11 protein-coding genes are annotated in these 13731 nt (G+C 35.0%); 9 read left to right on the forward strand and 2 right to left on the reverse strand.

Features of this window, described 5'->3' with window-relative positions:
* Window positions 1–104: 104 nt before the first annotated feature.
* The 5 genes from EW093_RS05190 (at window position 105) to EW093_RS05210 (ending at window position 6424) form a co-directional block, all read left to right on the forward strand.
* Window positions 105–1754 carry a type 2 periplasmic-binding domain-containing protein gene (locus EW093_RS05190; RefSeq protein WP_149567376.1) on the forward strand — a complete coding sequence of 550 codons (1650 nt, stop codon included), beginning with the start codon at window positions 105–107 and terminating at the stop codon, window positions 1752–1754.
* A gap of 67 nt (window positions 1755–1821) precedes the next feature.
* Complete coding sequence (locus EW093_RS05195; protein ID WP_149567377.1) at window positions 1822–2748, forward strand: ABC transporter permease; 927 nt, start codon at window positions 1822–1824, stop codon at window positions 2746–2748.
* Window positions 2749–2757: 9 nt separating this feature from the next.
* On the forward strand, window positions 2758–3648 hold the full coding sequence (locus EW093_RS05200; protein ID WP_149567378.1) for a carbohydrate ABC transporter permease: 891 nt from the start codon (window positions 2758–2760) through the stop codon (window positions 3646–3648).
* Between the two features lie 62 nt (window positions 3649–3710).
* Complete coding sequence (locus EW093_RS05205) at window positions 3711–5870, forward strand: cation:proton antiporter domain-containing protein (RefSeq protein WP_149567379.1); 2160 nt, start codon at window positions 3711–3713, stop codon at window positions 5868–5870.
* Window positions 5870–6424: a GNAT family N-acetyltransferase gene (locus EW093_RS05210; protein WP_149567380.1), complete on the forward strand. Its 555-nt coding sequence runs from the start codon at window positions 5870–5872 to the stop codon at window positions 6422–6424. The genes EW093_RS05205 and EW093_RS05210 overlap by 1 nt, the downstream gene beginning before the upstream one ends.
* Here EW093_RS05210 and EW093_RS05215 read toward each other — a convergent pair.
* Window positions 6408–8375, reverse strand: coding sequence for a fructose-1,6-bisphosphatase (locus EW093_RS05215; protein WP_149567381.1), 1968 nt, complete (start codon window positions 8373–8375; stop codon window positions 6408–6410). The genes EW093_RS05210 and EW093_RS05215 overlap by 17 nt on opposite strands.
* Window positions 8376–8431: 56 nt before the next feature.
* Here EW093_RS05215 and EW093_RS05220 point away from each other — a divergent pair, with 56 nt between their 5' ends.
* The 4 genes from EW093_RS05220 (at window position 8432) to EW093_RS05235 (ending at window position 12663) form a co-directional block, all read left to right on the forward strand.
* Window positions 8432–9802, forward strand: coding sequence for an aldehyde dehydrogenase (locus tag EW093_RS05220; protein WP_149567382.1), 1371 nt, complete (start codon window positions 8432–8434; stop codon window positions 9800–9802).
* 99 nt (window positions 9803–9901) lie between these two features.
* Window positions 9902–10129: a FeoA family protein gene (locus tag EW093_RS05225; protein ID WP_149567383.1), complete on the forward strand. Its 228-nt coding sequence runs from the start codon at window positions 9902–9904 to the stop codon at window positions 10127–10129.
* A gap of 1 nt (window position 10130) precedes the next feature.
* Window positions 10131–12407 (forward strand): Fe(2+) transporter permease subunit FeoB, encoded by a 2277-nt coding sequence (gene feoB, locus EW093_RS05230; RefSeq protein ID WP_149567384.1) that lies wholly within the window; start codon window positions 10131–10133, stop codon window positions 12405–12407.
* Window positions 12394–12663 carry a FeoC-like transcriptional regulator gene (locus tag EW093_RS05235; RefSeq protein WP_149567385.1) on the forward strand — a complete coding sequence of 90 codons (270 nt, stop codon included), beginning with the start codon at window positions 12394–12396 and terminating at the stop codon, window positions 12661–12663. The genes feoB and EW093_RS05235 overlap by 14 nt, the downstream gene beginning before the upstream one ends.
* Here EW093_RS05235 and EW093_RS05240 read toward each other — a convergent pair.
* The gene (locus EW093_RS05240; RefSeq protein WP_149567386.1) at window positions 12660–13730 is read right to left on the reverse strand and encodes a class I SAM-dependent methyltransferase; all 1071 of its coding nucleotides are present in this window, start codon (window positions 13728–13730) and stop codon (window positions 12660–12662) included. The genes EW093_RS05235 and EW093_RS05240 overlap by 4 nt on opposite strands.
* Window position 13731 lies beyond the last annotated feature (1 nt).

A 13731-nucleotide genomic window follows, 5' to 3' on the forward strand; every position in this document is an offset into this window, starting at 1 on the left:
ATATTAATTATAGTAAATATCAATAAAATTCAATATTTATTCTTGTTGCACGCAAAAATAAGTAGGGGGATAATGAAATATAATTATTTAATAGGAGATTTTAAATGAAAAAACAGTTGATCGCTTTAATAGCATTGTCACTTGTTTCTGTAATGTCTTTTGCCAATTCTAACAAAGAGCAAAAGGGTGCAGATGGAAAAACAACCTTATCGATTTTTATTGGTGAGAGTATGCCGGACTATCCAGCAGATGGAACTATTGTAGGAGATAGAGTATCTGAGTTAGCAAATGTTGATTATGAGTTCGAATTCCTTGTAGGGGAACTACAAACAAGAACTGGTATAATGCTAGCATCTGGAGATTACCCAGATATTATTAATGCTAGAGGTGAACAGCATAGATTTTTAAATGCAGGTGCTCTACTACCTTTAAATGATTTAATTACAACCCATGCTCCAAACCTTAAAAAAATGCTTGGTGACCAGTACTGGGAAGCTTTAAAAGAGGAAGATGGAAATATATATATACTACCTGACCTAATCCCTTATGGAGAGACTAACTATACAGATGCTGATAAGGGTTGGTGGATTCAAAAAGCAGTTTTAAAAGAAGCTGGTTGGCCTGAAGTTAAAAAATTCGAAGACTACTGGAAATTAATTGAAAACTATAAGATGAAACACCCGGAGATTAATGGTGAAGAGACTATTGGTTTTGAACCTTTAACATATGACTGGTATAGAGACTACTTATATACTGCAGCACCTCTTTTAGAGGGAATGTACTCTGATAACCCAATTATCAACAAAATTAATGGTAAATGGAGAGTTTCTCCCCTTGATGGAACAGACTTGGAGTATAAATACTTTAAATTTATGAACGAACAGTTTAACAAAGGGTTAATAGACCCAGAAGGTTTTGTTGCTGATAAAGATCAATATATTGCAAAAATTGCTTCAGGAAGAGTTTTAGGGATATTTGATGAGTACTGGATTATGAATGAGGCTCAAGAGATATTAAAAGATGAAAACCCAGATAGAATATTTGTAGCCCTTCCTCTTACATGGGATGGTGGAGATGATCAATACCACTATGCTAAAGCTTTAGCAACAGGTTTAGGAACTTCCATTACAACATCTTGTAAAGACCCAGTTGCAGCTATAAAATTCCTTGATACTTTAGCTACAGATGAGATACAAAAACTAGCTACATGGGGTGTTGAAGGTGTTGATTACTCTATAGATTCTAAGGGTAAATTTGCTAAAACAGCAGACCAAGTAAAACAGATGGACGAGAACGGAAACTGGTTCTACCCAGTTTGGGGTGGAAAATACTTCTACGAGTTCCTACCTTCAATGGACGGAACATTTGATGATGGAAATGCAACTAGATTTGGTATGCAACCTTCAGTATTTAAAGAGGGTTTAAGAGATTCACAAAAAGAAGTTCTTGATGCTTATGGTTTAGATAGTTTCTATGAGATGTTTACTCCAGCAAGTAACGAGAGAGCGATGTACTCTCCTCTATGGTCAATTGCTCCTGTTACAGGTTCTGATGAAGACCTAGTAGGAACTAAAATTTACGACTTAAGAACTAAATACTGTGCACTTGCAATGACTGCAGAGCCAGGTGATTTCCAAAATGTATGGGATGAATGGATGAGTCAGATCTCTGATGAAGATTTAGAGATTCAAACTAACTTCTACCAAGAAGCTATTAACAAAAGATTAGCTGGTTACGGTGTAGATAACGAATAAAATTACTTAGTCCCCTTTTCTGGGGACTATTTTCACAATATAAAATAAAAATACTGGGAGAATAAAGATGGGAAAGGGCAAAACTGCCACTCTCTTTAAAGAGTTAGGAAGAAATAAAACATTATTATTAATGATAATGCCATTTGTTATACATCTTATAATATTTAGATATGTTCCAATATGGGGCTGGATTATGGCTTTTCAGGATTACAATCCTCTAAAAGGGGTTTCAGGATCTGAGTTTGTTGGTTTAAAACACTTTAAAGCACTATTTTCAGAGCCTTTATTTTTAAAAGTAATAAGAAATACACTGGCAATATCAACAATAAAACTTGTTTTAGGGACATCCACATCACTATTCCTGGCAATACTATTAAACGAAACAAGAAATAAATACTTTAAAAGTATAACACAGACTATAACATCCCTACCCCACTTTATTTCATGGGTTGTAACAGCGAGTTTAGTTAGAGAGATGTTATCCACTGATGGTGGAATGGTTAATGAGTTCCTTATGTTTATTAAGGTAATAGATAAACCTATATTATGGTTAGGAGTTCAAAAGTACTTCTGGTGGCTTATGGGTTGGACAAATGTTTGGAAAGAGATCGGTTGGGGTGCAATAATATACCTTGCAGCTATGACTGGAATAGATAGTCAGCTATATGAAGCTGCAAAAATTGATGGAGCTAGTAGAATTCAACGAATTATACATGTAACAATTCCTGGTATTAAAGCGACTTTCTTAATTTTACTAATTATGAATATTGGTTATATGTTAAATGCTGGATATGAGCAGATGTTCTTATTAAAAAGTGGTCTTACACAGGATGTAGCCCAGGTATTTGAACTATTTGCTATTGAGTGGGGTTTAAATAAACTAAGATACTCATTTGCTGCTGCAAGTGGAATTTTTGCCAGTGTAGTAAGTATTATTTTAATTACAGTAACCAATAAAATATCCCATAAACTAGGTGAAACGGCACTGTTCTAGGAGGACAAAATGACTGAAAAAACTTCAAATATAATTTTCGATTCTATTAAGCTTTTTGTCTTAATATTTTTATTGATAATAACTTTATACCCATTTTTAAATCTACTTGCTATATCATTTAATGAAGCCCAAGATACAGCAAAGGGTGGAATTACTCTATTTCCTAGGGTTTTTAGTACGGCAAGCTACAGAACTCTATTTAGACTGCCAGAACTCTTTACAGGTTTTGTAAACTCTGTTTTAAGAACAGTAATTGGATCTGTAACCCAGGTATTCTCCTGTGCTATGATAGCCTATGTTTTAAGTAGAAAGAGCTTTCCACTAAGAAAACCTCTATCCCTTCTTTGGATATTTACAATGTATGTTAGTGGTGGACTTATTCCATACTACTTTTTAATGAGAAGTTTAGGTTTATTAAATAACTTTCATATATACTGGATTCCTGGTTTAACATCAGCATTTACAATAATTGTTATTAGAACTTATATTATAGGTCTACCTGAATCCTTAATTGAAGCTGCAAAGGTTGAGGGTGCTGGAGAGTTTAGAATTTTTATGCAGATAATTTTACCCCTGGCAATTCCAGTATTGGCAACAATGGCACTTTTTGCAGCAGTTGATCACTGGAACTCATGGGTTGATACATGGTTATTTAACCCAAAAAAGAAGGAGTTAACTACACTCCAGTATGAGTTAATGAAAAAACTATCAAGTACAAACTCTTCTAAGGCTGGGAAACTAGGCGCTGCGGCGAAACGTGGTTCAAGGTCTGGAGGAACAACACCTAAATCTATTAGGGCGGCTATGACTATGATAGCAGCTGTACCAATTATGCTTGTTTACCCATTTTTACAAAAATACTTTGTAACAGGTCTTACTCTAGGTGGTGTAAAAGAGTAATTTTGTTGCTTTAACCTCAAGAATACACTAGAGTATATATAGCGAATTCTTGAGGGCTTTATATGAATAAAAAACGAACTATACTATTTTTACTACTACTAATTTCAATTCCACTATTTTCCAGTGAGATACAGACAGATACCCATAATATTACCCATAAAATGACAATGTTAGTATTTCAACTAGGTATTATTATCTTTTTTGCCAAATTCTTTGGGCGGTTTTTAGCAAAACTTGGAATGCCATCGGTTTTAGGTGAACTTATTGCCGGTATATTTATTGGACCCCACTTTCTTGGAGGAATACCATTTTTAGGCTTTACAGAGGGTCTGTTCCCCCTAGTACATGGGAATGTACCTGTGACCACTGAGTTATGGGCTATATCTGTTTTAGCCTCTATAGTTCTGCTTTTCCACGCAGGATTAGAAACCGATTTAAACCTCTTTATGAGATACTCACTAAAGGGAGCCGTTGTAGGTATCTCTGGTGTTATATTCTCTTTTATAGGGGGTGTATGGTTTGCAATGACCTTTATGAAACTAACATTTATGGATCCTGTTACCCTATTCCTAGGTGTTCTTAGTATAGCGACAAGTGTTGGTATTACAGCTAGAATATTATCAGAACAGAGAAAGGTCGACTCCCCTGAAGGGGTTACAATTTTAGCTGCCGCTGTTATAGATGATGTTTTAGGTATTATAATTTTAGCAATTATTCTAGGTATAGTTAGTGTACTATCAAGTGGAGAGGCAAATGCACAAATAGACTGGAATGCTATTGGATTTATCGCTTTTAAAGCCATTGGAGTTTGGTTAGGTGTTACAGCCCTTGGATTAATATTTGCATCAAAAATAAGTAGTTTTCTTAAACTATTTAAAGATAAGGTTAATATTGCAGTTGCAGGTTTAGCTTTAGCATTAATTTTTGCAGGTATTTTTGAATCTGCAGGTTTAGCTTTAATTATTGGAGCCTATGTATTAGGTTTAAGTCTATCTAAAACAGATATAAGTTTTGTTATACAGGATGCAATTCACCCTATAGCAGAGTTTATTATTCCTATTTTCTTTGCGGTTATGGGAATGATGGTAGATATTCATATTCTCTTTAGTAAAGAGGTTCTTTTCCTTGGTTTCATCTACGGTATTATCGCCATATTCACAAAACTTTTAGCTTGTGGTATCCCATCTCTATTTTTAAACTTTAATATGTTAGGAGCATTAAGAATTGGAGTTGGAATGATACCAAGGGGAGAGGTAGCCCTTATTATTGCAGGAATTGGGGTTGGTGATGGTATATTAAACTCAGAAATTTTTGGTATTGCAGTTTTAATGACCCTTTTATCCACAATATCTCCTCCACCTATATTAACAAAATTACTGCAAAATCCTAAAAAAGGGACAAAAAAGGAAATTAAAGGTAGTAATTCCATATCTACAAAGTTTGACTTCCCTACTGGAACATTAACCGACTTAGCTGTGGATAAAATTGTAACGGCATTAACAGGAGAAGGGTTCTTTAGTCATAAGATGGAGATCGAGGGGGATAAAATATACCAATTAAGAAAGGATAATATATTCTTTACCCTATTTCACTTTTATAAAACTGTAGAGATCATATCCGATAAGGAGGATCTAGTCTTTGTAAAAACCATTGTATACGAAGCTCTTCTTGCCCTTAATCAGAGTATTAAGAAGCTTCAAGACATGGCAAAACCTGAGGAGATGAAAAAAGATATCCTAGAGAGTAACTCAGAGAGCAGAAAGAACTATAGCCTTCTAAAATCTGCCCTTAACCCTGATACAATAAGACTTTCATTAAACTCTGAAAAGAAGAGTGATATACTAGAAGAGATTGTGGATATTTTATATGAAAATGGTGATATAACAAATAGAGATGAAGTATTAAAAGAGGTAATTGAGAGGGAGAAGTTAATGAGTACAGGGCTTCAAAATGGGATAGCTATACCCCACTGTAAAACAGACTCGGTAAGCTCTATAAAAACTGTGGTTGCCCTTTGTAGGGATGGGGTAGATTTTGATTCATTAGATGGTCTTCCTACACGGATAATAGTCTTTATAGTCTCACCTAAATCTAACCCTGGACCACATATTCAGTTCCTATCAGCAATTGGAACAATACTTAATAATAAACACTCCCTTCTTGAGATCTTAGATTCAAAAACCCCTGTGGGAGTTAGGGATACAATATTAGGTAAGGCGTAATGGATATTAAAAATATTACTCCTGAAGAGGCTTTAGATATTCGACACCAAGTTCTTTGGCCTAATAAACCTAAGGAGTTTTGCAAGCTTGAAGATGATTATAAGGGAATCCATTACGGAGGTTTTCTTAATGGTAAATTAGTTTGTGTAGCCTCAATTTTTATAGAAAATAATAGTGCTCGTTTAAGGAAATTCGCAACCCTTACTGAGTTCCAGGGTAAAGGTTATGGAACCCTGTTAATTAAACATATAATATCTGATTTAAAAGGGACAAATGCTACGGGCTTAAAGCCAGTCGTTACTCCGGGGACAAATGCTACGGGCTTAAAGCCAGTCGTTACTCCGGGGACAAATGCTACGGGCTTAAAGCCAGTCGTTACTCCGGGGACAAATGCTACGGGCTTAAAGCCAGTCGTTACGCATTTGTGGTGTGATGCAAGAATAACTGCTAAAGACTTCTACAATCGCTTTAAAATGAGTAGTACTGGTGAGACTTTTTTTAAAAGCGACGTAGAGTATATTGTAATGGAGAGAAAGATTAAGTCCTCTCTTTAATTTCACCCTTTCTATAGGCAAGCAGAAGCTCTTTTAATAGATCAATATGTCTAATTAGAGTTTTACCCTTATCAGTATCCTTTACCATGATTCTATTTGGAGATCTCTCTAATATCATTTTAGAGGTGTATATATCTTCATCAAGTTCTATAGCAGCTTGGGTAGACTCAAAGGCCTTATGGGAAGAGAGTATAAACCCCCATGAGTTATAAACAAGGGTATAACCTGCAATTCCAGTCTCTTTCTGATACGCCTTAGAAAAACCACCATCAATAACAATAAGCCGGCCATCCGCTTTTACAGGACTCTCACCCTTTTTAACAGCTACAGGCACATGTCCATTAATTATATGGGCGTCCTTATTAAGTCCAAACTCTTTAAGAATATTTATACAAACCTCTTCATTATCCCTAAACTTATAGTAGGCATTCTTCTTCTCTTCCCTTACCTTTTTATTATTAGTAAAGTAACGCTCAAAACTTGCCATCTTCTCCTTACCAAAAAGTGGAGACTCCTTCCCACTCCAAAGATACCACATCATATCCTGGCCAATCTGCTTCTCAGCTGGGTTTGTGGAAAAATACCCCTGTCTCGCTAGCTTATCCGCATAGTCTAAGTACTCTTTTGGGCCAAGTTCTACATTATCAACAATACGCTTATTAAAAGTTGCATCATCATTTAAAAGAATACAGCCGTGGTAAAGAAGATTGTTATTATGCACACTATAAACACTTCCCTTAGAAAATAGAAACCTAACATGGTCCTGTAACTTATCACTATAAACAAAGGATTGTTGTAAATTCCTAATTACAGCCTTCTCTTCACTGGTTAAGGAGTATGGGTTACTTGGATCTAATGTTGGAAAGTTAGTGTCGATTAAATTACATTTAACTCCATCAATCTCTACGGTTTTACTATTAAAATCCATTTTATCTAGAAGCAGTCTATCTTCCATTCCATACTCTGGACGTCTTTTAATAACCTGCCCTTCAATCTTCATCTGCATAATAGTTATTGCCTTGTGCATTCTAGAGTGAACTAATTTCTCCCTTGTACTGATAGATTCATCATCCTGGGAGATAGTCTGAAACTCTGTACATGGGTCATCATTATACGCATCCATAGCAAAGGATGCTAAGGGTAACATACTAATTCCATATCCGTTTTCCAATGTCTTAATATTCCCATACCTAAGGGAAACCCTAATAACATTAGCAATACAGGCAAAGGACCCAGCTGCTGCCCCCATCCAAACAATGTCGTGGTTACCCCACTGGATATCAACCTTATGGTAACCCATCAATCTATCCATTATGGTATGTGCCCCGGAACCTCGATCAAAAATATCACCGATTACGTGTAGGTGGGCTACAACCATTCTCTGTATAAGTTCACTTAAAGCGACTACAAAGGCCTCCGCTCTACCTGTGGAGATAATAGTCTCAATTATCGATTTATAATAGTCATGTTTATTATCAAGGGTCTCCTGTTCATGTAATAGCTCTTCTATTATATGGACAAACTCATTATCAAGAGCCTCTCTTATCATAGATCTAGTATATTTTGCAGAGGTATAACGACACATCCTTATTAATCTAAAAAGTAATACACTTAACCACTCATCCTGGTCCCCATCATCTACATTAGATAATAACATTGCAAGTTTTTGCCTAGGATAATAAATAATTGTAGCAAGGGTTCTCTTCTCTTTTTCTAAAAGAGTTCCTTCAAAGACTTCATCTATCTTAATTTTTATAGAACCACTTCCATTTTTTAAAACATGATTAAACGCTTCATCTTCCCCATGAATATCAGATACAAAGTGTTCAGTACCCTTAGGAAGGTTTAAAAGGGCACTTTGATTAATAATCTCTGTACTCACTTTTGCAATAGTTGGATATTGCTTAGATAATAAATTTAAATACTCTCTTTCTAATACTTTTTTGTTCATTAATATTCCTTTTATGATAAAATATCAGTCAAATGGCTATTTAGCAAGGAAAGGTTATGAATATAGATAAAATTATAGAAGATCAAAGAAGTTTTTTTAATAATGGAAACACATTAACATTAAAATTTAGAATTGATGCACTTAATAAACTTAAAGAGAGTATCCTATACTATGAAAACGATATATATACAGCACTGGACAAGGATCTAAACAAGAGTAGATTAGAGTCCTACCTAACCGAGATCCAGATGGTTTTAAGTGAGATAAAACTTACAACAAAAAAACTAAAAAGATGGATGAAACCTAAAAGAGTAAGTCCAGGTATTCTAAATTTTCCCTCTAAGGCACTTATTAAACCAGACCCATACGGTGTAGCCCTTATTATTTCCCCTTGGAACTACCCCTTCCAACTACTTTTTTCTCCTTTAGTAGGTGCTATTGCAGGTGGAAATACAGTATTACTCAAACCCTCAGAAATATCGGTGGCAACAACTGAGGTATCAGAAAAAATTATAAAAAGAGCCTTTGATCCAGAATATATTGCAGTTTTAACTGGCGGTGTAGAGGTAACAACCCAGCTTCTATCTAATAAAACAGACTATATCTTTTTTACAGGAAGTACCCCAGTTGGAAAAATCGTAGCTACAGCAGCAGCAAGACACCTTACCCCATTTACCCTAGAGTTAGGAGGTAAAAGTCCGTGTATTATAGATAAAGAAGTTAATCTAAATAGAGCTGTAAAGCGAATTGTTTGGGGAAAACTATTAAATGGAGGACAGACATGTGTAGCTCCAGACTATATTTATATACATAAAGATATAAAAAAAACATTTATACAGAAATTTATACAATTCACTACAGAATTTTATGGAGACAATCCAATATCTTCTAATAACTACTGTAAAATAATAAGTGAAAACCATTTTAAACGATTAGTAAACCTATTAGATGATGGACAGATAGTCTATGGAGGAGAGAGTAATAAAGAGAGCCTAAAAATTAATCCAACCCTTATAGAAAACTGTTCTGATGACTCCCCAATTATGGTTAACGAGATATTTGGCCCCATATTCCCAATAAAGACCTTTGAGAATATAGAGGAAGTACCAGTTTATATAAGAAAACAAGGGAAACCTCTAGCCCTCTATATTTTTAGTAAAAATAGAAAAAATATAGAGTATATCTTAAATAGAACAACAAGTGGTGGTGTTTCCATAAACGATACAATTTCCCACCTAATACCCCACGACCTACCTTTTGGAGGTGTAGGAGAGAGTGGTAATGGAGCATACCATGGTTATGAATCCTTTAATACATTTACCCACTCTAAGAGTATATTAAAAAAAGGAGACTTTGACCCTAAGTTAAAATTTCCACCATATAGTAATGAACATAAAACAATAAAACTATTTAAAAAGTTTTTTTAATATAATAAAATAAGTTCAGTTTAATATATTTAGCTGGACTAAAAGAGGTTCTGTAAAAAATATAAATTAACCAAGGCTAACTTTAAAAAGGAATCGACTATGAAGGTTAAGGATTTGAAGATTGGAAATAGAGTAAGAGTTACCGGTTACGAGAAAGGGAACTCAGAATATAGAACAAAACTACTATCTATGGGTCTAACAAGGGGTGTAGAGTTTACACTAACAAAGATTGCTCCAATGGGTGACCCTGTGGAACTAGAGGTAAGAGGTTTTCACCTATCCCTTAGAAAGTCAGAGGCGGATATCCTTATTATCGAAGAGGTATAAAATGGCAGAAAAAGATGTAATTAATGTTTCTATTGTTGGAAACCCTAATAGTGGAAAGACCACTCTATTTAACACTTTAACTGGCGGAAACCAAAGGGTTGGAAACTGGGCTGGAGTTACAGTGGAGAGAAAAGAGGGGCTACTTAAGGGATCAAATGGAAAAATAAATATAGTTGATCTTCCTGGAATCTACTCACTCTCTGCCTCATCTGAGGATGAAAAAGTAGCAAGGGACTACATCCTAAGTGGAGAGAGTTCTATGGTTATTGATATAATTGATGCTTCAAATATAGAGAGAAACCTCTACCTATTAACCCAACTTATCGAGATGAAGGTTCCAATTTTAGTTGTATTAAATATGATGGATTTAGCAGAGAGAAAGGGTCTTAAAATTGATGTTGAACATATACAAAAACATCTTGGTTGTAGGGTCATCCCCCTGTCTGCCCTAGAAAAAAACGGCTCAAATGCGGTTATTGATACAATTATCCAATACGCAAGTAGTGCTAAACCATCCTTTGCAAAAATATCGTATCCAAACGAAATATCCGAAGTATTAACCCAGTGGCTTCCTAACTTAGAGGAAAGTGCAAAAGCGATAGGAGCAAACCCAAACTGGATAGGTATCAAACTTTTAGAAAGGGACTCCTTTGTACATAAAAAAGTTGTGGAGTGTGGAGACCTTACAGAAAAAGAGATAAAACAGAAAATAACTAATATTGAAAAAATTTTAGATGATGAAACAGATATAATAATTGCGGATTATAAATACGCATTTATTAATGGTATTGTTAAAGATACGGTTAAAAAAAAGGGAAATAGGCGTTCTATATCAAAAAAAATAGATAAGGTAGTTTTAAATAAGTATCTTGGTATTCCAATTTTTCTTATAGCTATGTTTCTAGTTTTTGGTGTAACGATCTCCCTTGGTGGAGCCTTTATTGACTTCTTTGATATACTTTTTGGAACTATATTTGTAGATGGCTTAGACAGTTTATTAACCAGTATAAATACTCCATTATGGGTAGTAAACATATTAGCAGGTGGAATTGGTGCAGGACTTCAGACTGTTGCTACATTTATACCTATAATATTTTTTATGTTTTTTATGTTATCCCTCCTAGAAGATTCAGGTTACATGGCAAGGGCAGCATTTGTTATGGATAGATTTATGCGGGCTATTGGACTCCCGGGAAAGTCTTTTATACCTCTAATTGTTGGGTTTGGTTGTACTGTTCCAGCTATTATGGCAACAAGAACTCTAGAGAGTAAAAGAGACCGGATGATGACAATATTTATGGCACCATTTATGTCTTGTGGGGCAAGGATGCCTGTATATGCTCTATTTTTAGCGGCCTTTTTCCCAGAAAATAAAGCTTTTATGCTTTTTAGTATCTATATGGTAGGGATTATACTATCAATAGTTACAGGTTTAATGTTGAAAAAAACCCTTTTTAAAGGTGTAACATCCCACTTTATAATGGAGTTACCCCCATATCACGCCCCTAGGATTAGACATATACTAATACACACATGGGGTAAGCTAAAATCCTTTGCTATTAGAGGTGGTTCTGTAATAATTATAGCTGTAGGTATTCTTGGTTTTTTAAACTCTGTAGGTTTTAGAGATGATGGATCAATGAGTTTTGGAAATAATAATAGTGAAAGCTCTCTACTAGCAACAATAGGGAAAACTGTTACTCCTGTTTTTGGACCAATGGGGATTGAAAAAGAGAACTGGCCTGCAACGGTAGGGATTTTTACTGGCCTATTTGCCAAAGAAGCTGTAGTAGGAACACTTAGTTCCCTTTATAGCCAGAATTTGGCCATAGAGGAGAGTACAGATAGGGAAGAGTACAATTTTTGGCATGGAATTGGGAGTGCATTTGCATCAATTCCTGAGGGTCTTGAAGCCCTAGTTCCTAGTATAAAACCTCAGGAATCAAATATAACCGAAGTAGCTATTATTGATATTGAAAATACAACCCTGGAGCGATTAAATAGATTTTTTGATAAGAGTAGTGCCTACGCCTACCTTCTATTTATTCTTCTATATTTTCCATGTTTTGCCGCCCTTGGAGCAGGGGTTAAGGAGCTTGGAATGAAACTAACTATAGTTTTGGTTACATATCTAACTCTATTAGGTTGGAGTATAGCAACACTCTACTATCAATTGACAGCAGGGCATAACTCTATATGGATAATAACCTCTATATCAATTTTGGGCTTAATAGTATTAGCCTTTAAATTATTAGGAAAGACAGATGTTGCTAAGTGATATTAGAAAGTTTATACACTCTGTGGGGGAGGTAACTATTACCGACCTTACAATTAAGTTTAATCTAGATAGGGATGAGTTAGAAACTCCTTTAAATATACTAATCCAGAAGGGTTACATAAAAAAAGATAAACCATTAGTTAATATTGGTGGGGGATCAAAGTGTAGTGGCTGCCCAATGGGGTGTAAACCGAAGGAAGCGGAGAGTTGCTCCCCCCTTCCTAATTTTACAATATATAAGTGGGTTAAGGATTAAACCTTTCTTACAGAGAAGATTATAAATTTCTCATTCTCTGCAACCCTATTTAGGTTGTGGAAAATAGCCCTAAGTTTCTTATGGTAACCAAGGTGTTTATTAGATACAACAAACAGGGTACCTCCCCTCTTTAATACAGTTCTAGACTGCTTAAACATCTTAACTGCAATCTCAGTCATTATTTTATTAGTTTGGTGGAATGGAGGATTACATAGAATAATATCAACACTATCCGACTTATATCCCTTTAGAATATCCATAACATGAAACTCTCCATCAAAACCATTCTCCTTAAAACTCTCCCGAGCAGACTCCACAGCTAAATATGACTCATCTGCTAATACAATATTAGCCTCAGGATTCATTTTTTTACCATACAGACCTAGTACCCCGGAACCACAGCCTAAATCTAAGATAGTTCCAGTTCTCCCTATAGGAATATGTTTTAATAAAAACCTTGTGCCAATATCTAAATGATCGTAGGAGAAAACCCCTGGATAAGATACAACTTTTACATCATCATCTGTAGTAAATATTTTTGGATAAGTAGTTGGGTTATCCTTATTCAAAGCTATAGTACCAAAAATCAAACGTGCCTTCTTTTTAGCTAAGGATGTAGTAACATCTAAAAAATACTCCTCACAAAGTCTTACCATGGTAATAGGCATATATTTAACCATACCCCCGGCAAGAAACTTTACTCCTGGGTACTTATTACCAATTATCTGTATATAGTACTCTAAAAGATCAATAAATTTTGGAAGCTTTACAATTACCAAGTCTATACTCTCTGGCAGTAAGGCTACATCACTAATAATATTCGCTTTAGTATCATTAGCAGATAGAGTATTATTAATACACTCCTGACTTATAACAGAGCTAACTAAACTTGTTATATTCCCCTGCAAACTAGCTGTTAAAGCTCCATTACTATCACCAATTACTAAAATATTCTTTTCATTTATCTCTTGGGATAAAATATATTCATCAGCAGCATCCCAGCCTCTAAAGGTGTCATCCCCTGATATCTTTATTTTTATCCCACTATCTAAAACTAACTCTTCCACT

Origin of the sequence: Thiospirochaeta perfilievii (genome assembly GCF_008329945.1) — a bacterium.
Taxonomy (GTDB): domain Bacteria; phylum Spirochaetota; class Spirochaetia; order DSM-2461; family DSM-2461; genus Thiospirochaeta; species Thiospirochaeta perfilievii.